Here is a 22,081-nt window from a genome sequence, read left to right on the forward strand (position 1 = left end):
GGGGAGCCTGCGTGCCGCACAGTAACGATCTGGATAGCCGGGAAGTTCTGGCCGTCCACAACCTGAACATCGCGTTTCAGGAAGAGCGGCGGCCTGTCCCGGCGGTAAAACAGCTTTCGTTCTCTCTCAAGCGAGGCGAAACGCTGGCGATTGTCGGTGAATCCGGTTCCGGTAAATCCGTCACCGCCCTGTCGCTGATGCGTTTGCTGGAGCAGGCCGGCGGGATGATCAACTGTGACAGCCTGCTTTTACGCCGTCGCAACCAGCAGGTCATCGATCTCACCGAGCTGAGCCAGTCGCAAATGCAGAGCGTGCGCGGCGCGGACATGGCGATGATTTTCCAGGAGCCGATGACCTCGCTGAATCCGGTGTTTCCGGTGGGCGAGCAGATTGCCGAATCTATCCGCCTGCACCAGGGATTATCCCGCGAGCAGGCGCTGGCAGAGGCCAAACGCATGCTGGATCTGGTGCGTATTCCGGAAGCGCAAACCATTCTCGGGCGCTACCCGCATCAGCTCTCCGGCGGCATGCGCCAGCGGGTGATGATCGCTATGGCGCTGTCGTGCCGTCCGGCGGTGCTGATCGCCGATGAACCGACGACCGCGCTGGATGTGACCATTCAGGCGCAGATCCTGCAGCTCATCAAAGTGCTGCAACAGGAGATGGAGATGGGGGTGATTTTTATCACCCACGATATGGGCGTGGTGGCGGATATCGCCGACCGGGTGCTGGTGATGTACCAGGGCGAGGCCGTCGAAACGGGCAGCGTGGAGCAGATCTTCCACGCGCCGGAACACCCTTACACCAAAGCGCTGCTGGCGGCGGTTCCGCGTCTCGGGGCGATGAACGGCAGCGATTTGCCACGTCGTTTCCCGCTGCTTTCGCCGGGCGTGGCGCAAAGCGAAGAGACCGAACAAGACACGGTAGTACCGGGCGAGCCGATTCTGCAGGTGCGCGATCTGGTGACCCGTTTCCCGCTGCGCGGCGGGCTGCTTAACCGCGTAAAGCGCGAAGTGCACGCGGTGGAAAACGTCAGTTTCGACCTATGGCCGGGCGAAACCCTGGCGCTGGTGGGCGAATCGGGCTGCGGGAAATCCACCACCGGACGGGCGCTGCTGCGTCTGGTCGACTCCCAGGAGGGCAGCATTACCTTTAACGGTGAGCGCATCGACACGTTGCCTGCCAGCAAGCTACAGCACCTGCGCCGGGATATTCAGTTTATCTTCCAGGACCCCTATGCCTCCCTCGATCCGCGCCAGACGGTCGGTTACTCGATCATGGAGCCGTTGCGGGTGCATGGCCTGCTGAAAGGCGAAGAGGGGCAGCGGCGCGTTGCCTGGCTTCTGGAACGCGTGGGATTAAAGCCGGAACATGCCTGGCGTTACCCGCACGAGTTTTCCGGCGGACAGCGTCAGCGCATCTGCATTGCCCGCGCGCTGGCGTTGAATCCGAAGGTGGTGATTGCCGACGAATCCGTCTCGGCGCTGGATGTCTCCATCCGTGCACAAATCATCAACTTACTGCTCGATCTCCAGCGCGAGCTGGGCATCGCCTTTTTGTTTATCTCACACGATATGGCGGTGGTAGAGCGCATCAGCCATCGCGTGGCGGTGATGTACATGGGACAAATCGTGGAGATTGGCCCGCGTCGCGCGGTGTTTGAAAACCCGCAGCACCCGTACACCCGCAAACTGATGGCCGCCGTTCCGGTGGCCGATCCGGCGCACCGGCACGGCCACCGCGTGCTGTTGCAGGATGAGATGCCGGGCAATATTCGTAAACGCGGCGAGGCGACGGAGCGTGTGGTTCTGCGCGAAGTGGGCCCCGGACATTTCGTGGCGCCGCCGCATCAACACAACGCCTTTTCACGCTTATAGCTTTTGACAGACAGGGAACAACAGGAGAATACAATGACAAAATTTGTTGCTCGTTCATGGCTGTTAGCCGCGAGCGTGACGGCCGCGCTGGCGGCAACGCCTGCATTTGCGGCTAAAGATGTGGTGGTCGCCGTGGCGTCCAACTTCACCACGCTGGACCCGTATGACGCAAATGATACGCTGTCGCAGGCGGTGGCGAAGTCGTTCTATCAGGGGCTGTTTGGCCTTGATAAAGAGATGAAGCTGAAGAACGTGCTGGCCGAAAGCTATACCGTCTCCGATGACGGGCTGGTCTACACCATCAAACTGCGCAGCGGCGTGAAGTTCCAGGATGGAACTGATTTCAATGCTGAAGCCGTGAAGGTGAACCTCGATCGCGCCAGCAACAAAGAAAACAGTCTCAAGCGCTATAACCTGTACAAAAACATCGCCAGCACCGAGGCCGTCGATCCGACGACGGTGAAAATCACCCTCAAAGAGCCGTTCTCGGCGTTTATCAATATTCTGGCGCACCCGGCGACGGCAATGATCTCCCCGGAAGCGCTGAAAAAATACGGCAAAGAGATTGGTTTCCATCCGGTCGGCACCGGGCCGTACGAGCTGGTGACCTGGAATCAGACCGATTTCGTGAAGGTGAAGAAATTCGCCGGGTACTGGCACAAGGGCCTGCCGAAACTGGACTCTATTACCTGGCGTCCGGTTGTCGACAACAACACCCGTGCGGCGATGCTGCAAACCGGCGAAGCGCAGTTTGCTTTCCCGATCCCTTACGAGCAGGCGGCAATCCTTGAGAAAAACAGCAAGCTGGAGCTGGTGGCCAGCCCGTCGATCATGCAGCGCTACATCAGCATGAACGTGACGCAAAAGCCGTTTGATAATCCAAAAGTGCGCGAGGCGATCAACTACGCCATTAACCGTCAGGCGCTGGTGAAAGTGGCTTTTGCGGGCTATGCGACCCCGGCGACGGGCATTGTGCCGCCGTCGATTGCCTACGCCCAGAGCTACAAACCCTGGCCTTACGATCCGGCGAAAGCGCGCGAGCTGCTGAAAGAGGCCGGTTTCCCGAACGGCTTTAGCACCACACTGTGGTCATCTCATAATCACAGCACCGCGCAGAAAGTGCTGCAGTTCACCCAGCAGCAGCTGGCGCAGGTGGGCATCAAAGCGCAGCTGACAGCGATGGACGCGGGCCAGCGTACGGCGGAAGTGGAAGGCAAAGGGCAGAAAGAGAGCGGTGTGCGCATGTTCTACACCGGCTGGACGGCATCAACGGGTGAAGCAGACTGGGCGCTCTCGCCGCTGTTTGCCTCGCAGAACTGGCCGCCGACGCAGTTTAACACCGCGTTCTACAGCAATCCGCAGGTGGATAAAGATCTGACAGATGCCCTGAAAACCACCAAAACCGACGAGAAAGTGCGTCTGTACAAGGATGCTCAGGATATTCTGTGGAAAGAGTCGCCGTGGGTGCCGCTGGTGGTGGAAAAACTGGTTTCCGCCCACAACAAGGCGCTGACCGGGTTCTACATCATGCCGGATACGGGCTTCAGTTTTGAAGACGCGGATTTGAAATAACAGAACTCATTCCCGCAGGCGAGAGTCTGCGGGATGAGAGGGAAAGGCATGCTGAATTATGTTTTTAAACGCCTGCTGGGGCTGATCCCAACGCTGCTGATTGTGGCGGTGCTGGTGTTTCTGTTCGTCCATATGCTGCCCGGCGATCCGGCGCGACTCATCGCCGGGCCGGAGGCGGATGGGACGGTGATCGATATGGTGCGCCAGCAGCTGGGTCTCGATCGGCCGCTGTATGTGCAGTTCTGGCACTACATCACCAACGTGTTGCAGGGCGATTTCGGCATCTCGATGGTGTCGCGACGTCCGGTTTCTGAGGAGATTGCCAGCCGCTTTATGCCGACGTTCTGGCTCACTCTTGCCAGTATGATCTGGGCGATGATTTTTGGTCTTGCCGCGGGGATTATCGCCGCCGTCTGGCGCAACCGCTGGCCGGATAAGCTCGGCATGGCGCTGGCCGTCACCGGGATCTCTTTCCCGGCGTTTGCGCTGGGGATGCTGCTGATGCAGATCTTCTCCGTTGAGCTTGGCTGGCTGCCGACGGTGGGGGCGGATACGTGGAAGCACTACATTCTGCCGTCGCTCACTTTAGGCGCAGCGGTGGCCGCCGTGATGGCGCGCTTTACGCGCGCCTCGTTCGTCGATGTGCTGAGTGAAGACTATATGCGCACCGCGCGCGCCAAAGGCGTGAGCGAAAAGTGGGTGATCCTCAAGCATGGCCTGCGCAATTCGATGATTCCGGTTGTCACGATGATGGGCCTGCAGTTTGGCTTCCTGCTTGGCGGTTCGATTGTGGTGGAGAAGGTCTTTAACTGGCCGGGGCTGGGTCGTTTGCTGGTCGATTCCGTCGACATGCGCGACTATCCGGTGATTCAGGCAGAGGTGCTGCTATTTTCACTGGAATTTATTCTTATCAACTTAGTGGTGGATGTGCTCTACGCCGCCATTAACCCGGCTATCAGGTACAAGTAATATGCGATTGTTTAACTGGCGTCGTCAGGCCATTTTAAAGGCTATGCCGGGGTTAAAACCGGACCATATCCGCACGCCGTGGCTGGAGTTCTGGCGTCGATTTCGTCGTCAGCCGGTGGCAATGACCGCCGGACTGTTTGTGCTGCTGCTGATCGTAGTGGCGATTCTGGCACCCTGGATCACGCCGTTCGATGCGGAAAACTACTTCGATTACGATCGACTGAACGATGGTCCGTCGATGATGCACTGGTTTGGCGTGGACTCTCTCGGGCGCGATATCTTTAGCCGAGTGCTGGTCGGCGCACAAATCTCACTCGCGGCGGGGGTTTTCGCGGTGCTGATTGGCGCTGCCATCGGTACGGTGCTGGGCCTGCTGGCGGGGTTCTACGAAGGCTGGTGGGACCGCATCATCATGCGTATCTGCGACGTGCTATTTGCCTTCCCCGGCATTTTGCTGGCGATCGCTGTCGTCGCAATAATGGGTAGCGGGATGGCTAACGTGATCATCGCCGTGGCGGTCTTTTCCATTCCGGCGTTTGCCCGTCTGGTGCGCGGAAATACGCTGGTGCTGAAGCAACAGACGTTTATCGAGTCGGCGCGCAGTATTGGCGCCAGCGATGCAACCATCCTGTTTAACCATATTCTGCCCGGCACGGTCTCGTCCATTGTGGTCTATTTCACCATGCGTATCGGCGTGTCGATCATCTCGGCGGCGAGCCTCTCATTCCTGGGATTAGGCGCACAGCCGCCGACGCCGGAGTGGGGCGCGATGCTCAATGAAGCGCGGGCTGACATGGTGATTGCGCCCCACGTGGCGATTTTCCCAAGCCTCGCGATCTTCTTTACCGTGCTGGCCTTTAACCTGTTGGGTGATGGCCTGCGCGACGCACTGGATCCGAAGATTAAAGGGTAGGGCTGAGGGCCGGACGTTGTAACATTGTAAAGAATGTTAATCAGTTGCGATTTATTGACCTGACGCATTAATCTGGTCAAAAAATGAGCTTATTCTGATCGTGCACAATGGCTGACAAGGGAGGAAATAGCATGTCCGTTGACAGACTGAAACGCGATCTACTGAACAAGCTGATCAATGCCCGGATTGACCTTGCGGCATACCTGCAGTTAAGGATGGCAAAAGGGTATATGTCAGTCAGCGAAAGCGACCATCTGCGCGATAATTGTTTTGAACTGTGTGACTACATGCGTGAAAAAGCGCCGATCCTGCGGGATTATTACGACGCTGATGAACAGCTTGTCCTGCAACGCGCGGCTGACGCGTTGTCAAAAGCTGCCGTATGCCTGATGACCGGACACCATGATTGTCCAACGTTTGTCGCCGTCAGCGCGGAGAAACTGGAACACTCCCTCACGACACTGACTCTCTGCATTATGTGCCTGAAAGAGCACGCCGCGCTCCATCAGCACTAAACTCCGGGGGAGGCGACTCCCCCTTCTGATTAAGCTTTTGTAAAAGTGCTCACGCGCCCGGTCGGCCTGGCTACTCTTTATGCCAAACGTCGAAAAAAGGAGTGCGTAATGCGCCGATCTTCGCTGATTCCTCTGTCTCTCTTCTTTCTCTCCGCTTCCGTAATGGCGGCACCCGGCGCAGTCAACGTCGATGTGCTGCAAACTAAACTCGATCACCCGTGGTCGTTGGCCTTTTTGCCGGATAATCAGGGCATGCTGATCACCCTAAGGGGCGGGCAGCTCAAGCACTGGCAGGCGGGAAAAGGGCTGTCAGATCCGATCATCGGGATACCGAAAGTGTGGGATAGCGGGCAGGGCGGTCTGTTGGACGTGGTGCTGGCTCCGGATTTTGAAAAGTCGCGCCGTATCTGGCTCAGCTACGCCGAAGTCGGTAACGACGGTAAAGCGGGCACGGCGGTAGGATATGGCCGCCTGAGCGAGGATCTCTCGCGCGTCGAGGCCTTCCAGGTGGTGTTCCGCCAGATGCCAAAACTGTCGACGGGAAATCACTTCGGCGGGCGACTGGTGTTCGACGGAAAAGGCTATCTGTTTATCGGCCTGGGTGAAAACAATCAGCGTCCGACGGCGCAGGATCTGGATAAGCTGCAAGGGAAAGTGGTACGCCTGACGGATCAGGGCAAAGTGCCCGCAGATAATCCGTTCGTCGATAAAGCAGGCGCACGCCCGGAAATCTGGTCCTACGGCATCCGCAATCCGCAGGGGATGGCGATGAACCCCTGGACCGACGCGCTGTGGCTGAACGAGCACGGCCCGCGTGGCGGCGATGAGATCAATATCCCTGAAAAAGGCAAAAACTACGGCTGGCCGCTGGCGACGCACGGGATTAACTACAGCGGCCTGAAAATTCCGGAAGCCAAAGGCGAGCATGTCGAAGGCACGGAGCCGCCGCTGTTTGTCTGGAAAGTATCGCCCGCGGTGAGCGGCATGGCGTTCTACAACAGCGACGTTTTTCCGCAGTGGAAAAACAAACTGTTCGTGGGCGCGCTGAAAGAGAAAGACGTGATTGTCCTGAGCGTGGACGGCAATAAGGTGACGGAAGACGGGCGGATTCTGGGGGATAAAGGCAACCGCATTCGCGATGTGCGGGTGGGGCCGGATGGCTATCTGTATGTATTAACGGATGAATCAGACGGGCAACTGTTGAAAGTCAGCCCGTCCGGGGCGTGATTAGCTCACGGGGATCATGATCGCTTTTTGGAAGGCCGGGCGCGCTTTGAGCTGTGCGAACCAGCGCTCCAGGTTTGGATACGATCCCCACTCCAGACCGATGTTGGTCAGGTTCCAGATAAACGGCGCGACCGCGATATCGCCCACGCCAAACGCGGAGCCTGAGAGCCACGGCTGGTTCGCGAGTGCGTCATCCAGCAGGGCAAACAGTTTTTCGCACGCCGCTTTTCCGGCGTCGATCGCCGCATAATCACGCTCGGCTTCGGGGGTTCTGACCAGGCCCATCAGGATTGGGCGGTGCGCGGGGGAGAGCGTCTGGTTTGCCCAGTCCATCCATTTTTCGCCCTCGGCACGGCGGGCAGGATTGTCCACCCACAGGCGATTTTGCCCGTACTGCGCTGCCAGATAACGCACAATGGCGTTCGATTCCCACAGGGTTAAGTCGGTTTCGTCGTCGCGCAGCAGCGGCACCAGTCCGTTGGGGTTCATCGCCAGATACTCGGCATCGTTATTCACGCCAAACTGCAAACCGGCCATGATCTGGTTAAACGGTAAATCCAGCTCCTCCAGCGTCCAGAGCACTTTCTTGACGTTGGTTGAATTGTTCCTGCCCCACAGCGTAATCATATTGACTCCTGAATGAGTGAAATAACCTGAGTGGTGAATCAAAGCCTGCGATTGCACATGGTGAGATAAACCTAACATTTACGCAACAGAAGACAAAAAAATCGCATCCGGGACAGCACCCCGGCCCGTTATTGCGTAAACTTTAAAAACTTTACCTGGTTTAGGTTTCTTTAGACTCATTAGTACGTTATTACTCATCGCTTCTTGCGACACGGTGATGTGACGTGATTTTTTAGAAAGGACACTCGGGTGGCATTTATGACGCATACAACTTCTTCTCTGCGCAGCCTGGCGGCAGGCTCCGCACTGCTTTTCCTGTTTTCCCCCACACTTTTTGCGGCTGAAACGGCGGCACCAGAAGCGCCTCCGGTCGACGCGCGCGCGTGGATCCTGATGGACTACGCCAGCGGTAAAGTGCTGGCGGAAGGCAACGCGGACGAACAGCTCGATCCGGCCAGTCTGACCAAAATCATGACCAGCTACGTGGTCGGGCAGGCGCTCAAAGCAAACAAAATTAAGCTCGACGACATGGTGACCATTGGCAAAGACGCCTGGGCCACCGGCAACCCGGCCCTGCGCGGCTCGTCCGTGATGTTCCTGAAACCGGGTGACCAGGTTTCCGTGTCGGATCTGAATAAAGGGGTGATTATTCAGTCGGGTAACGACGCCTGTATCGCGCTGGCGGACTACGTCGCGGGCAGCCAGGACTCCTTTATCGGCCTGATGAATGGTTACGCGCAAAAGCTCGGCCTGACCAAAACCACCTTCAAAACGGTCCACGGCCTGGATGCGCCGGGGCAGTTCAGTACCGCCCGCGATATGGCGCTGCTGGGCAAAGCGCTGATCCACGACGTGCCGGATGAGTACGCTATTCATAAAGAGAAAGAGTTTACGTTCAACAAGATCCGCCAGCCGAACCGCAACCGTCTGCTGTGGAGCAGCAACGTGAATGTGGACGGCATGAAAACCGGCACCACCGCCGGCGCAGGCTATAACCTGGTGGCGTCTGCGACCCAGGGCGATATGCGTTTGATCTCCGTGGTGCTCGGCACCAAAACCGACCGCATCCGCTTTAATGAATCCGAAAAACTGCTGACCTGGGGCTTCCGCTTCTTCGAAACGGTGACGCCAATTAAACCTGATGCGACCTTTATCAGCCAGCGCGTCTGGTTCGGCGATAAGAGTGAAGTGAATCTGGGGGCGGGTGAAGCGGGTTCTGTGACGATCCCGCGTGGTCAGCTGAAGAATCTGAAAGCGAGCTACACCCTGACCGATCCACAGCTGACCGCGCCGCTGAAAAAGGGCCAGGTGGTCGGCACGATCGATTTCCAGCTTAACGGCAAATCCATTGAGCAGCGTCCGCTGATCGTGATGGAAGCGGTGGAAGAGGGTGGATTCTTCAGCCGGATGTGGGACTTTGTAATGATGAAATTCCACTCGTGGTTTGGTAGCTGGTTCTCATAAAAGCAAAACGATAACCGCAAGGTTATCGTTTTGAGTGTTTGCCTCCTCCCTCGACGGGGGAGGGATAAGGTGAGAGCATCAGGCCGCGCTGGCGGCTAAGCCCGGCAAAACCCCCACTCAGTACATCAATTTAATCTGCTGCGCTTTGGCGTGTGCGACCAGCTCGTCATCCGGGCGACAGTCGCTGACAATCGCATCAAAGCGTGCCAGATCGCCCATTCTTGCTGAACGCACTTTGCCAAATTTGCTGTGATCCACCACCAGCACATGATACTGCGCGGCGTTCATCGCCCAGTGTTTCACCGTTAACTCTTCGAGGTTAAAACAGGTTGCGCCCTGGCGCACGCTCACGCCTGCCGCTGAGTAAAAGGCGATATCCGGACAGAGATTGCTCAGGGTGTCCTGAAGATTCAACGGCTTGAAAATGGCGTTGCTGGCGTGAAACTCACCGCCGCAGAGGATCACCCGACACTCAGGTTTCTCCTGGAGGGCCAGAAAGGTATTCAGGGAGTAGCACACCGCCGTGAACGGCAGCGCGTTATCAATGGCTTCGATAATCCATGGCGTGGTGGTGCCGCAGTCGAAAAACAGGGTCTGATGCGGTTGCACGAGGGAGGCGGCCAGCCGTGCAGCTTTGCGTTTCTCCTCAACCAGGCGGGTTTTTTGATCGCTCAGCAGATAGTGGCTGCCGCTGCGTGGCTCCAGCACGATATAGCCGCCGAGCAGCACCACGGGGGCACTCTCGCTGTTCAGATCGCGACGGATGGTCATCTCGGAAACGCCGAGCAGAGTGGCAGCTTCTTTGAGATGCAGCTTATCGCTGCGCTTCAGGGCTTGCAGCAGCTGGGAGATGCGGTCGTCGCGTCGTGTTTCCATAGATCCTCGGGGCGAAAAGGTGAACCCCCACAATGTGGGGGTTCAAGTGTAACCTGTCGGACCGGGATTAGTCACGTATCCAGCCTTTGCGGATCGGGAGAGCAAAGCAGATACGGTAGACGCGCTGCAGCCCGCGATAAATCTGCTGCCCCATGATATTCCACAGGATTTGCGCGCTCAGGCAGCCCATCATTCCGACCAGCAGTCCGCCCAGCATATCCAGCGGCCAGTGGACGCCGAGATAGACGCGCGACCAGGCAATGCCCAGCGCGATCGCCATCAGAACCACGCCCGACCAGACGCGGTGCCAGAACAAAAAGGCCAGTGCGAAGGTGAAAATCACGGTGCCGTGATCGCTCGGGAAGGAGTCGTCAGCCGCATGGTGCAGGAAGTTCGAACCGATATGATCGACAAATGGACGGTCGTGCGGGAACAGATGCCCCAGCGTCCAGGAGGCGGTCATGCTAACCGCCAGCGCCATCGCCACCTTTATCACCAGCTGACGCTGCGCGCTGACCTGCTTGTGCGGCCCCCACAGCCAGAGTATCGCGATCAGCAAGGGCACGATGTTAATCAGATCCTTCGCCACAAATTTGGCAAACATAATCATCCACTCCGGTGACGCCGGGGTGGCATTAATCAGATAAAACAGTCCGTAATTGAGATTCTCTAGCATTCCAACTCACTCTTTTGCAAACCAGGCAGAAACAAGGCCGTAAGCCACGACCTGAGAAAACCAAACCCACCAACCTGCCCACAGGTTGTGAGAGAAGAAATGGGCGCCGCGCATGACCTGGCCGAAGCCCATCGTCAGGCCCGCCACTGCACCCAGCGCCACGAAACACCACGCCAGACGAGGGCGCTCGCGCCAGAAGGCGAAAAACAGCCCCATTACCATAAAGCCGCTCGATGCGTGCCCGCCGGGGAAGCAACGACCGGGGCCGCTGCCATCAGGCGTACTGCTAAACAGCGGATACGAAACCGCTTTGCCGCCGTACTCCAGCAAATCCCACGGACAGCTGTGATGGCTGGTACTTTTCAGCACACCGACCACCAGGGTGCCAAGGCCCATCAGCAGCGCTCCGGTGACCAGCGGCATGTTGCGACGAAAGGCACCATAAATCAGCGCCACGGCCGCCGTCGCAATCGCAACGTACTTCGCCAGTCGATGATTCAGCAGATCCAGCAGCGCGTTTTGCTGCAGCGGGAAATGGTGGCTGGCGGCGTCATACCAGAAACCCGTGATCCAACGGTCGAGCGTCTCATCACGCGAAAGCCAGGTAAACAGCACCGCCATCAGCAGTAGCGCGAAAAGCTGATAACCATAAAAGCGCACCGGTAAACGGTAAAGGGGTTTTATCTTAGTTGTCGGTGACTTAGATAAATCCGAAGGGGCAGTATGTTGAGCCATAATGACGTTCATTGACGGGAAATAGGCCCATCATAAAGGTGTCAACTTAAGGAAACCTTAAACGACGACGATATGTGCTTTATTTCTGTTTATCTTCGATAATTCACTATCTCGCGACCGGGCATTTCATTAAACTCATCGCGATTTTTTCATCAAAAAGAGACTGCATGTTAAACCGTTCTTCTTCCGGTAACCGTCTGGGTCGTCAGGCGTTACTTTTCCCTCTGTGTCTGGTGCTTTACGAATTCTCCACCTATATCGGCAACGATATGATCCAGCCGGGTATGCTGGCCGTGGTGGAGCAGTACAACGCCGGGATCGAGTGGGTACCGACATCCATGACTGCCTATCTGGCTGGCGGCATGTTTTTGCAGTGGCTGCTGGGGCCGCTGTCGGATCGCATTGGCCGTCGCCCGGTGATGCTGACCGGCGTGGTGTGGTTTATCGTCACCTGCCTCGCCATTCTGCTGGCACAAACGATTGAACAATTCACGCTGCTGCGATTCTTGCAGGGGGTGAGCCTGTGCTTTATCGGCGCCGTGGGGTATGCCGCTATTCAGGAGTCCTTTGAGGAGGCGGTGTGTATCAAAATCACCGCCCTGATGGCGAACGTGGCGCTGATTGCGCCGCTGCTCGGACCGCTGGTGGGCGCGGCGTGGGTGCACGTTGCGCCGTGGGAAGGGATGTTTGTGCTGTTCGCGGCGCTGGCGGCGATTTCGTTCTTCGGTTTGCACCGCGCAATGCCAGAGACCGCCACTCGACTGGGCGAAAAACTGTCCCTTAAAGAGCTGGGGCGCGACTACAAAGAGGTGCTCAGGAATGGCCGCTTTGTGGCGGGGGCGCTGGCCACCGGGTTTGTCAGCCTGCCGCTGCTGGCGTGGATTGCCCAGTCACCGGTCATTATTATTAGCGGCGAGAAGCTCAGCAGCTATGAATACGGCCTGCTGCAGGTGCCTGTTTTTGGCGCGCTGATAATCGGTAACCTGGTGCTGGCACGCCTTACATCCCGTCGCAGCGTGCGCTCGCTGATCATTATGGGCGGCTGGCCGATTGTGGCCGGGCTGGTGGTTGCAGCGGTGGCGACCGTCGCCTCTTCCCACGCTTATCTGTGGATGACAGCCGGGCTGAGTATTTATGCCTTTGGGATTGGTCTGGCGAATGCCGGGCTGGTACGCCTGACGCTGTTTGCCAGCGAGATGAGTAAAGGCACCGTATCCGCCGCGATGGGGATGCTGCAGATGCTGATCTTTACCGTGGGCATTGAAGTCAGTAAACACGCCTACAGCTTTGGCGGTAACGGGCTGTTCAGCCTGTTTAACCTCGCCAATGGCGTGCTGTGGCTGGGGCTGATGGTGATGTTCCTGAAAGATAAACGCGTCGGCAGCGCGTTACAGTAAGTTGTTGCCCGGTGGCGTAACGCTTACCGGGCAATTCGTGCGCTAGTTAAACGGCGCTTCCCCGTTCAACGCTTTTTCGATCACATCCAGCACGCCTTCGTCGTTATTGTGCGGCGCCTCGAAACGCGCCTCGGCCTTGATATTCGGTTTGGCGTTTGCCATCGCAAAGCTAAAGCCCGCCTGCCGCAGCATCTCAACGTCATTCCCGCTGTCGCCAAACGCTACCACTTCGCTATCATCGATACCCCAGTGCTGCTGCAAAATACGCAGCCCGTTCGCCTTGTGCACGCCTGGAATTATCAGATCGATATTGCCATGGCCGGTGGTCACCGGAACCATAATGTCGCTCAGTTCCTGATGGATCATCGCCTGCACGCGCGGGATTTCGCTGTCCGGCAGATTCAGCCCAAACTTAAAGAAGATATCGTCAAGATGGTCAAAGTTATCAACCATTTCCAGGCGATGGTAATACTTCGCCGCCATCTCTTTGAGGCTGTCATCGTAAGATTTCAGGGTATAGGCGCTGCTCTTCCCGCAGGCGATCACTTCCACTTCCGGCAGAGAGCAGAGGAAACGCGCCACGGTGTCGAACTGGTTTTTGGTGAGTTCACCGTTAAACACATCTTCACGAGCGTTCACCACCCAGCCGCCGTTTTCGGCGACAAAAGCGATCTCATCGGCAATCTCCGGGAAAAAGGAGATGAGCTGGTAATACTGATTCCCGCTGGCAACCACAAAGCGAATATCTTGCGCCTTCATGCGCGCATACTGCGCCAGAAAGCGCTCGCGGTTATAGGTTTTGGCGTCGCTCAGGAAGGTTCCATCCATGTCGACGGCGATTAACTTAACGTTCATATCCCTTCTCCATTGCTGAATCTTGTGTTGTAGGTTTTGCCACGGCTTTTGCGACCAGCGCGGCGACAATGACCAGGGCTAATACCACCAGCATGGCGCTGCGTAACCCGTAATGTTCGCCGAGGAACCCGAGCAGCGGCGGACCGACCAGGAAGGCGAGATAGCCGGTGGTGGCAACCACGCTGACGCGCGTCGGGGCGTCCGGGCCGGTATCGCTGGCGGCCGAAATGGTGAGCGGGAATCCGAGTGACGCACCGGCGCCCCACAGAATGACCGAAACACCGGCGATCCAGTCCACGTCGACAAAAATAATCAGCGCGATACCGAGTGCGCCCATCATCGCGCTGGCACGCACCACGGCCACGCGGCTGTAACGATCGATAAACCAGCCGCCGGTAAAGCGCCCGACGGTCATCCCGAGGGTAAACCCGGCGTAAATCAATGAACCGGAAGTAGGGCTAAAACCGTGGCCGTCGACCATCAGCAGCGGCAGCCAGTCGTTCGCGGAGCCTTCGGCAAACGCCATCGCCAGCACCACTATGCCAATCAGCATCAGCTGCATATCGCGATAAAAAGGTAACCCTTTCTCGGTCGACTTTTGCTCTTCCGCGCTGTTTTTGCCCGTGCCGTCAGGAATGAAGGTAATACCCGTCAAAATCGGCAAAATACAGATCAGCGCTGCCAGTAAAATGTGCAGGCTCGCGGCGGTCCCAAAGGCGGTCAACGCCATGCCCACACCGGCACCGGCCAGCGTGCCGAGGCTGTAGAAGCCGTGCATCATCGGCAGAACGGTTTTATTCAGCTCGCGCTCGACGGCGGCGCCTTCAACGTTAATCGCCACTTCTGCTGCACCAAAGCTGCCACCAAAGACCATCAGACCAAAGGCAAACATTACCGGCGACGCAAACCACAGGGCGGTGCTGAGGATCAGCATGCCGACCACGGCGCTGCACATGGTGGTGCGAATCACTTTACGCGTACCAAAGCGCTTCACCAGCCATGCCGAGCAGAGAATACCGCTCATCGAACCGATCGACAGACCAAACAGCACGATGCCCATTTCTGCCGTCGAGACCGATAGAATATCGCGGATCGCGGGGGTGCGCGTCGCCCAGGACGCCATCAGCAATCCGGGGATGAAAAAGAACATAAACAGTGCCCACAGGCGTCGCTGCAGGGCTTTACGGGGAGAGATCAACGTCATTGATGAGCACCAGAAGTACAACAATAGCGACAACACTAGCAAGTTTGTGTACATTTGTACACAAACCGAAAGGGGAAAAGATGAGCAGACGACCAAACGATCCGCAGCGTCGGGAGCGGATCCTTCAGGCCACCCTGGAATCCATTGCAGAGCATGGCATCAATGCCGTGACGCACCGTAAAATCGCCAGCTGCGCGGGCGTGCCGCTGGGGTCGATGACCTATTATTTCGACGGGATAGACTCGCTGCTCGAAGAGGCGTTTACCGGCTTTACCCAGCAAATGTCGCTGCAATACCGCGAATTTTTTGCCGGCGTTACCGGTCCGGAAATGGCCTGTGAGGCGATCACCACGCTGATCCACAGCTCAGAAGTGACCACGCCGCACAATATGGAGCTGATGTACCAGCTGTATGCGCTGATGAGTCGTAAACCGGCGTTAAAAAAAGTGATGCAGGACTGGATGCAAACCAGCCAGAGCACGCTGGAGCAGTGGTTTGACCCGGTGACGACGCGTGCGCTCGATGCGTTTATCGAGGGTATGACCCTGCATTTTGTGACGGACCGGGAGCCGCTGTCACGCGAAGAGATCAGGGCTATGGTGAGGCGCATCGCAGGATTTTAGCATTAGCCGAGGGTCGCACCCGCCGTCACGTTGACCATCGTCGCGGTCATCGCTCGGGCATGTTCAGAGGCCAAAAATGCAATCACACCGGCCACCTGCGGCAGGGTTGGCAGCCGCTTGAGCATTGTGCTTTGCGCGGCACCTTCCATAAACTGCTCGACCGTCACTCCCATCGACTGCGCTTTTATCGCAAATAACTCTCCTGTGTAAGAACCCGCCTGAACCGCGCCGCTGATAGCATGAGAGCGCACGCCCGTAACGCGGATGTTCTTCGGCCCCAGTTCGCTGGCGAGCGCATTGACGAACGCCTCAATGCCCGCGCAGCCGACGATATGCCCAAGATGACCGGGTATCGCCATCGGGCCTGCCGGTGCGACAACGGTGATTATCACGCCCTCGCGATCGCCACCCATATGGGGGACGACGGCCTTTGAGAGAGTGAAAAGGGCGGTGAGAAACGGATCAAATCCCTGCCTGAACTCTGCCAGGGATAACTCTGCGAGGCGTTTGCCTTGCTCGTGCATAAATCCTGTTGCGTTAACGACCACATCAATGCCGCCAGTCTGCTGAGCCAGTTTCGCGGTTTGCTCAAGAACAGAACGTTCATCAAGGACGTCGATGACACGTGATTCTGCGATTCCACCGGCAGAACGGATGTCGTTAGCCACGCGCTCCAGCTTATCCCGATTTCGGGCGACGAGAAAAACATGCGCTCCCTCTCGCGCCAGTACTCGCGCGGTTTCGCTACCTATCGCGCCGCTTGCACCGAAAATGACAACGGTTTTGGTTTTCATCAGCATGGCCTTTTCTTAATTAAAGAGGCAGGGATAGTTCAAAGTATGGGTGCAAATGGGGTAGGGGCAAGCGGAGGAAACAGGAACTGGTTACAGCTTATATCATGGGGTAATGGTGCTAGTGCGACGGTGATATTGATGGCGCAGGAAAGTAGGGTGACGCAGCGGGTTTGACATGGCTGTGAATGTCAGGCAACAAAAAACCCATCAACCTTGAACCAAAATGGCGGGGTTGATGGGCTCCACAAAATGGGGGACATCAAAGAAAAGCAGTGGCAATAGTTATGACTGCCTCATATACAAAAAGTTCTGCGCATCGCGAAAATAATTCGGTGATGCGCAAACTTCAGAGTTATCCGAGCGCGGGCCAGATAATGATGATCAGCGTACCGGCTAGCGTCAGCAGGACGTTGGCGATGGCGTACGTGCCTGCGTAGCCCAGCGCCGGGATGTTGCTGCGAGCGGTGTCGCTGATGATTTCCATCGCCGGTGCACAGGTGCGCGCGCCCATCATGGCGCCAAACAGCATTGCGCGGTTCATGCGCAGCACGTAAGCGCCGAACAGGAAGCAGATTACCACCGGCAGCAGGCTGACGATCAACCCGGCGACCAGCATCTGCCAGCCGACGGCACCCAGACTGTGTCCGATGCCGCTGCCTGCGCTCAAACCCACGCCCGCCATAAAGACCATCAGGCCGAACTCTTTCACCATGTTCAGCGCGCCCTGCGGGATATAGCCGAAGGTCGGGTGGTTGGCTCGCAGGAAGCCGAGCATGATCCCGGCGAACAACAGACCCGCAGCGTTACCCACGCCGAAGCTAAAGTTGCTGAACTGGAAGGTGATCATCCCAATCATCAGGCCGACAATAAAGAAGGCGCAGAAGGCGAGCAGGTCGGTAACCTGGCTGTGAATGGAGATAAAGCCGATGCGGTCGGCGACGGTTTTCACGCGGCGCGCGTCGCCACTGACCTGAAGAACGTCGCCTTTGTTCAGCACGACGTTATCGTCAATGGGCATCTCGATCTGGCTGCGGATGACCCGGTTCAGGAAGCAGCCGTGATCCGTCAGCTTCAGCTGTGCCAGACGACGCCCGACGGCGTTATGGTTTTTCACTACAATCTCTTCCGTGACGATACGCATGTCGAGCAGGTCGCGGTCGAACACCTCTTTACCGTTACGGAAACTCGGGTCAAGGCGCGCGTGCGCGTCAGGGTAGCCGACCAGGGCGATATCATCCCCCATCTGCAGCACCGCATCACCGTCCGGGTTAGCCAGAATTCCGTTGCGGCGGATACGTTCGATATAGCAGCCCGTCTGGCGGTAGATACCCAGCTCGCGCAGGTTTTTGCCGTCGGCCCAGGCAACCAGCTCCGGCCCGACGCGATAGGCGCGAATGACGGGCAGATAGACTTTACGTTTGGTGTCGGTGTCCAGACCGCGCTCGCGCGCAATCTGCTGGGCGCTGGTCTGGAGATCCTGATGCTGGAGTTTAGGCAGATAACGCGCAGCGACGATAAGGCTCACCAGCCCAATGAGATAGGTCAGGGCGTAGCCGAGACTCAGGTGGTCGAGCGCCAGCGAAAGCTGACCGCTCTCCATACCCGAGTGGCGCAACGTATCACCCGCTCCGACCAGCACCGGCGTCGAAGTCATCGAACCGGCCAGCATCCCGGCGGTTAAGCCGATATCCCAGCCAAACAGTTTACCCAGCCCTAACGCTATCACCAGGGCGCTGCCGACCATCACCAGCGCCAGCATCAGATAATTTTTGCCGTCGCGGAAAAAAATCGAAAAAAAGTTCGGCCCTGCTTCCACGCCAACACAAAAAATAAACAGCATAAAACCGAGATTAAGCGCATCCGTGTTAATGCTGAAATGCTGCTGGCCTAATAATAATGAGACCACTAAAACGCCAATGGAATTACCAAGTTGAACTGAACCCAGGCGTAATTTACCCAGACACAGTCCCAGTGCCAGTACAACAAATAATAACAGGATGTAATTCCCATTTAACAAATCTGCGACGTTTATATTCACGGAGGCTAACTTCTTGTTTACCGTTAAGCTGTTGAAAGGATGGGGGATTTAGGCTACTGTTTTATCCCATGTGAGTGAAGGGATTCTCCCTTTCGCCCATACAGAATATATCCCACAGAACAATAACTGGCCGATAGTCTAATCGTATTAGATATCCAGGGCCAGAAAAGATCGCGTAACAATCTATGAGCTTTGGCAAGGAATGCCACATTGCATTATCTGACTGGGCGTCCTCTGGACGAATGTGTATTCGATAGTGATGGAGTCAGGAGGATTTTTGAACATCAAGCGGAACTGGACAGGTGTCGTCTGCTGTTTTCTACTGTTTATCGCCGTATGCCTTTCTTTAGCCTTCCACGTGAAGGGGGCGTTCAGGGCATCAGGCCATCCTGAACTGGGTTTACTCTTTTTCATTTTACCAGGTGTGGTGGCGAGTTTCCTCTCGCGCGGGGGAGAAGTGGTCAAACCGCTGATTGGCGCGATGCTTGCGGCACCGTTATGTCTGGTGGTGATGCGTCTCGTTTTTGTCTCGCCGCGTTCGTTATGGCAAGAGCTGGCGTGGCTGTTGAGCGGGATTTTCTGGTGTGCGTTAGGCGCGCTCTGTTTTATGTTTGTACGCAGCCTGGTGCATCGCTGGCGACACAAATAAAAACGCCCTCCTGAGAGGGCGTTATCGCGTTACTGGGCGGCAAACAGTCCCAGATTTTCTTTCGCGTAGGCTTCGAAATCGGTGAAGCCGCCAATGTGCGTCTGATCGAGGAAAATCTGCGGAACAGTTTCAACAGGTTTACCCACGGTTTTTTCCAGATCGGCTTTGCTGATGCCTTCCGCGTGGATATCCACGTAGCGGAAGTTAAAATCATCGCGCTCGGCGGTCAGTTTTTCTGCCAGTTCTTTAGCGCGGACGCAGTAAGGGCATCCTGGACGTCCAAAAATCACTGCAAACATATCTCTCTCCTCAAAACGTAAGCCCGACGGCGAATGGCGCTTAGTGTGCCCGATAACCCTTGCTCATGGAAAGCAGGTTTTACCTGTCGCTTTAATACTTACAGACTATGTTTTGCCAATTACATCACACTTTTCTTTGCCTATACTGGCTGTCAAACCGCGTTCAGACAGACAAAAGAGAGACCCAATGACGCCGACTATTGATACCATTCGCGCCCACCGTTCCATCCGCCATTTTACCGATCGGCCCATCAGCGACGCCGAGCGCGAGGCGATTGTGGATAGCGCGAGAGCAACCTCCAGCTCCAGCTTTTTGCAGTGCACGTCGATTATTCGTATCACCGACCCTGCAATGCGTGAAAAGCTGGTGACACTCACCGGCGGACAACCGCACGTGGCGCAGGCCGCGGAGTTTTGGGTGTTTTGCGCCGACTTCAACCGCCATCTGCAAATCTGCCCGGACGCCCAATTGGGCCTGGCGGAACAGCTGCTGCTTGGCGTCGTGGACACGGCGATGATGGCGCAAAATGCGCTGACGGCAGCGGAATCCCTGGGCTTAGGTGGCGTGTACATTGGCGGCCTGCGTAACAATATCAACGACGTGACCGAACTGCTGGCGTTGCCAAAACATGTTTTACCGCTGTTTGGCCTGTGCCTCGGCTGGCCGGCAGATAACCCGGATCTCAAGCCGCGTATGCCAGCGGCGATGCTTGTGCACGAAAATCACTACCAGCCGGTGGATGCGCAGGTTCTCGCCCAGTATGACGAAGAACTCGCCAGCTACTATTTGTCGCGCGGAAGCAATAATCGCCGCGATACCTGGAGCGATCACATCCGTCGCACCATCATTAAAGAAAACCGTCCGTTTATTCTCGACTATTTGCATAAACAGGGCTGGGCTGTGCGTTAAGTCCATTCATCCTGTGCCAGCCTGCGTGTATGATACGCAGGCTTTTATCGAGTCTTTAGAGAGGTGCAGGGTGAAAATTGCCATTTTGTCCCGGGATGGAACGCTCTATTCGTGTAAACGTCTGCTTGAGGCAGCTAATAAGCGTGGCCATCTGGTTGAGATCCTCGACCCGCTGTCGTGCTATATGAACATCAGCCCGGCGGCGTCCTCGATACATTACAAAGGCCGCCATCTGCCGCACTTCGATGCGGTGATCCCCCGCATCGGCTCGCAAATTACCTTCTACGGCACCGCCGCGCTGCGCCAGTTTGAAATGCTCGGCAGCTATCCGCTGAATGAATCCGTCGCTATTACCCGCGCGCGTGACAAGCTCCGCTCCCTGCAACTGCTCGCCCGTCAGGGGATCGATCTGCCTGTCACCGGCATTGCCCATTCGCCAGACGACACCAGCGATCTGATCGACATGGTCGGTGGCGCGCCGCTGGTGGTGAAACTGGTGGAAGGCACACAGGGTATCGGCGTGGTGCTGGCCGAAACGCGCCAGGCTGCCGAAAGCGTGATCGACGCCTTTCGTGGTCTCAATGCTCACATTCTGGTGCAGGAATATATTGAAGAGGCGAAAGGGCGCGACATTCGTTGCCTGGTGGTCGGCGACGAAGTGGTGGCCGCCATTGAACGTCAGGCGAAAGACGGCGATTTTCGCTCGAATCTGCACCGGGGCGGCGTGGCGCGGATCGCTGACATCAGCGATCGCGAACGCGAGATTGCCATCAAAGCGGCGCAAACCCTGGGGCTGGATATTGCTGGCGTCGATATTCTGCGCGCCCATCGCGGGCCACTGGTGATGGAAGTCAATGCGTCACCCGGCCTTGAAGGCATCGAAAAAACCACCGGAGTAGATATCGCCGGTAAAATGATCTCCTGGATCGAGCGCCACGCTACGCCGGGCTTTTGCCTGAAAACGGGTGGTTAGGGCTGCATTTTTTGCGTAATCTAAGCGAAGTTTTTATCTAAGAGGCTGCACTGCTATGGATTTACAGGTCGTTCCAACACTGGATACGTTACGTCAATGGCTCGACGATGCAGGCATCACCTATTTTGAGTGTGATTCCTGTCAGGCGTTGCACCTGCCACATATGCAAAATTTCGACGGCGTGTTTGATGCCAAAATCGATCTGATTAACGACGTTGTGCTTTTCTCGGCGCTGGCGGAGGTCAAGCCCTCGGCATTACTGGCGTTGGCGTCTGATTTGTCGGCCATTAATGCCGGTTCTTTGACGGTGAAAGCATTTCTCGACATACAGGATGATAATCTGCCAAAGCTGGTGGTTTGCCAGTCTTTATTCGCCGGGGCAGGGGTGTCGTTTAAGCAGTTTGCCTGGTTTATGCGCCAGAGCGAAGAGCAGATTTCCATGGTCATGCTGGAAGCCAGCACGCACCATTTACTCTTTACCACGGAAGAGGAAATGGAGAATAACGATTCACGCGAATCGTTCCTGCACTAAGCCTTTCCGACCTGCGCGCAGTCGCTGCCATGGCGGCTGCGCATCACAAAATTTTCCTCTAGCTGTAACCTTTCTTTAAAGAATTATTCACCTCACCGCAGGCCATTTCGGCTTATCACATAGACAGATCCTGCATAAAAAATTGATAAAAGGCGTTTTTTAATCTGGGCTATAGCCTGGGGCACGGGCTACAGTTATTCTTGCGGAGCTTAAAAAAGCGAGCAAAAACTGCCAAAAGATTTTTTCTTTTGCGTCAGGCAGAGCGACAAAGTATGCATGATTCTTGCATATCACCAATTGCATGGTTGTAGTTCGTTTGTTAACAACAGTTAACGAGCTTTCATAAGGAATAACGA

22 protein-coding genes are annotated in these 22,081 nt (G+C 56.5%); 13 read left to right on the top strand and 9 right to left on the bottom strand.

Going from position 1 to position 22,081, the window contains the following annotated elements; translation table 11 throughout:
- The first annotated feature begins 11 nt into the window (after positions 1-11).
- The 6 genes from gsiA (at position 12) to C0560_RS07005 (ending at position 7,073) form a co-directional block, all read left to right on the top strand.
- Positions 12-1,877 (top strand): glutathione ABC transporter ATP-binding protein GsiA, encoded by a 1,866-nt coding sequence (gsiA, locus tag C0560_RS06980; RefSeq protein ID WP_102105177.1) that lies wholly within the window; start codon positions 12-14, stop codon positions 1,875-1,877.
- Between the two features lie 33 nt (positions 1,878-1,910).
- Positions 1,911-3,449, top strand: a complete 1,539-nt coding sequence (gsiB, locus tag C0560_RS06985; protein WP_248859885.1) for a glutathione ABC transporter substrate-binding protein GsiB — start codon at positions 1,911-1,913, stop codon at positions 3,447-3,449.
- 48 nt (positions 3,450-3,497) lie between these two features.
- Complete coding sequence (gene gsiC, locus C0560_RS06990) at positions 3,498-4,418, top strand: glutathione ABC transporter permease GsiC (RefSeq protein WP_123429190.1); 921 nt, start codon at positions 3,498-3,500, stop codon at positions 4,416-4,418.
- 1 nt (position 4,419) lies between these two features.
- Positions 4,420-5,331: a glutathione ABC transporter permease GsiD gene (gene gsiD / locus C0560_RS06995; RefSeq protein ID WP_095281372.1), complete on the top strand. Its 912-nt coding sequence runs from the start codon at positions 4,420-4,422 to the stop codon at positions 5,329-5,331.
- A 131-nt stretch (positions 5,332-5,462) separates the two neighbouring features.
- Positions 5,463-5,846 (top strand): biofilm formation regulator BssR, encoded by a 384-nt coding sequence (gene bssR, locus C0560_RS07000; protein WP_100777065.1) that lies wholly within the window; start codon positions 5,463-5,465, stop codon positions 5,844-5,846.
- A 108-nt stretch (positions 5,847-5,954) separates the two neighbouring features.
- Positions 5,955-7,073 (top strand): PQQ-dependent sugar dehydrogenase, encoded by a 1,119-nt coding sequence (locus C0560_RS07005; RefSeq protein WP_248859886.1) that lies wholly within the window; start codon positions 5,955-5,957, stop codon positions 7,071-7,073.
- Here the strand turns inward: C0560_RS07005 and C0560_RS07010 are convergent, their stop codons facing one another.
- Positions 7,074-7,700 (bottom strand): glutathione S-transferase family protein, encoded by a 627-nt coding sequence (locus C0560_RS07010; protein ID WP_181827534.1) that lies wholly within the window; start codon positions 7,698-7,700, stop codon positions 7,074-7,076. It abuts the gene before it with no gap.
- 258 nt (positions 7,701-7,958) lie between these two features.
- Here C0560_RS07010 and dacC point away from each other — a divergent pair, with 258 nt between their 5' ends.
- Positions 7,959-9,164: a serine-type D-Ala-D-Ala carboxypeptidase gene (gene dacC / locus C0560_RS07015; RefSeq protein WP_100780743.1), complete on the top strand. Its 1,206-nt coding sequence runs from the start codon at positions 7,959-7,961 to the stop codon at positions 9,162-9,164.
- Between the two features lie 117 nt (positions 9,165-9,281).
- Here dacC and deoR read toward each other — a convergent pair whose 3' ends face one another.
- From deoR to C0560_RS07030, 3 genes are all read right to left on the bottom strand, one after another.
- Positions 9,282-10,040 carry a DNA-binding transcriptional repressor DeoR gene (gene deoR, locus C0560_RS07020; RefSeq protein WP_102105172.1) on the bottom strand — a complete coding sequence of 253 codons (759 nt, stop codon included), beginning with the start codon at positions 10,038-10,040 and terminating at the stop codon, positions 9,282-9,284.
- A 67-nt stretch (positions 10,041-10,107) separates the two neighbouring features.
- Positions 10,108-10,716 (bottom strand): undecaprenyl-diphosphate phosphatase, encoded by a 609-nt coding sequence (ybjG, locus tag C0560_RS07025; protein ID WP_248859888.1) that lies wholly within the window; start codon positions 10,714-10,716, stop codon positions 10,108-10,110.
- 6 nt (positions 10,717-10,722) lie between these two features.
- A complete protein-coding gene (locus tag C0560_RS07030) occupies positions 10,723-11,451 on the bottom strand; it encodes a phosphatase PAP2 family protein (protein ID WP_107703961.1) in 729 nt (242 codons plus the stop codon).
- A gap of 167 nt (positions 11,452-11,618) precedes the next feature.
- On the opposite strand from C0560_RS07030, the gene C0560_RS07035 reads away from it, so the two are divergent.
- Positions 11,619-12,848, top strand: coding sequence for an MFS transporter (locus C0560_RS07035; protein WP_102105170.1), 1,230 nt, complete (start codon positions 11,619-11,621; stop codon positions 12,846-12,848).
- 42 nt (positions 12,849-12,890) lie between these two features.
- On the opposite strand, the gene C0560_RS07040 is transcribed toward C0560_RS07035, so the two are convergent.
- Together C0560_RS07040 and C0560_RS07045 are read right to left on the bottom strand one after the other, a co-directional pair.
- Positions 12,891-13,703 carry a Cof-type HAD-IIB family hydrolase gene (locus tag C0560_RS07040; RefSeq protein WP_248859889.1) on the bottom strand — a complete coding sequence of 271 codons (813 nt, stop codon included), beginning with the start codon at positions 13,701-13,703 and terminating at the stop codon, positions 12,891-12,893.
- Positions 13,693-14,907, bottom strand: a complete 1,215-nt coding sequence (locus C0560_RS07045; RefSeq protein WP_248859891.1) for an MFS transporter — start codon at positions 14,905-14,907, stop codon at positions 13,693-13,695. Before C0560_RS07045 ends, C0560_RS07040 begins: the two co-directional genes overlap by 11 nt.
- A gap of 80 nt (positions 14,908-14,987) precedes the next feature.
- Between C0560_RS07045 and C0560_RS07050 the strand changes: the two genes are divergently transcribed.
- Positions 14,988-15,530, top strand: a complete 543-nt coding sequence (locus C0560_RS07050; protein ID WP_100777056.1) for a TetR/AcrR family transcriptional regulator — start codon at positions 14,988-14,990, stop codon at positions 15,528-15,530.
- Positions 15,531-15,532: 2 nt separating this feature from the next.
- Here C0560_RS07050 and C0560_RS07055 read toward each other — a convergent pair whose 3' ends face one another.
- Both C0560_RS07055 and C0560_RS07060 read right to left on the bottom strand, forming a co-directional pair.
- Complete coding sequence (locus C0560_RS07055; protein ID WP_248859893.1) at positions 15,533-16,330, bottom strand: SDR family NAD(P)-dependent oxidoreductase; 798 nt, start codon at positions 16,328-16,330, stop codon at positions 15,533-15,535.
- Positions 16,331-16,676: 346 nt separating this feature from the next.
- Positions 16,677-18,362, bottom strand: a complete 1,686-nt coding sequence (locus C0560_RS07060) for an aspartate:alanine antiporter (RefSeq protein WP_100777054.1) — start codon at positions 18,360-18,362, stop codon at positions 16,677-16,679.
- Between the two features lie 277 nt (positions 18,363-18,639).
- Here C0560_RS07060 and C0560_RS07065 point away from each other — a divergent pair, with 277 nt between their 5' ends.
- The gene (locus C0560_RS07065; RefSeq protein WP_107703957.1) at positions 18,640-19,011 is read left to right on the top strand and encodes an inner membrane protein YbjM; all 372 of its coding nucleotides are present in this window, start codon (positions 18,640-18,642) and stop codon (positions 19,009-19,011) included.
- A 29-nt stretch (positions 19,012-19,040) separates the two neighbouring features.
- Here the strand turns inward: C0560_RS07065 and C0560_RS07070 are convergent, their stop codons facing one another.
- On the bottom strand, positions 19,041-19,310 hold the full coding sequence (locus tag C0560_RS07070) for a GrxA family glutaredoxin (RefSeq protein WP_095281388.1): 270 nt from the start codon (positions 19,308-19,310) through the stop codon (positions 19,041-19,043).
- Between the two features lie 187 nt (positions 19,311-19,497).
- Between C0560_RS07070 and nfsA the strand changes: the two genes are divergently transcribed.
- From nfsA to C0560_RS07085, 3 genes are all read left to right on the top strand, one after another.
- On the top strand, positions 19,498-20,220 hold the full coding sequence (gene nfsA / locus C0560_RS07075; protein WP_100777052.1) for a nitroreductase NfsA: 723 nt from the start codon (positions 19,498-19,500) through the stop codon (positions 20,218-20,220).
- 70 nt (positions 20,221-20,290) lie between these two features.
- The gene (gene rimK / locus C0560_RS07080) at positions 20,291-21,193 is read left to right on the top strand and encodes a 30S ribosomal protein S6--L-glutamate ligase (protein WP_181827541.1); all 903 of its coding nucleotides are present in this window, start codon (positions 20,291-20,293) and stop codon (positions 21,191-21,193) included.
- Positions 21,194-21,248: 55 nt separating this feature from the next.
- Complete coding sequence (locus tag C0560_RS07085) at positions 21,249-21,725, top strand: YbjN domain-containing protein (protein WP_248859894.1); 477 nt, start codon at positions 21,249-21,251, stop codon at positions 21,723-21,725.
- Positions 21,726-22,081: the final 356 nt, after the last annotated feature.

This window comes from Lelliottia sp. AC1 (assembly GCF_023278595.1).
GTDB lineage: Bacteria > Pseudomonadota > Gammaproteobacteria > Enterobacterales > Enterobacteriaceae > Enterobacter > Enterobacter nimipressuralis.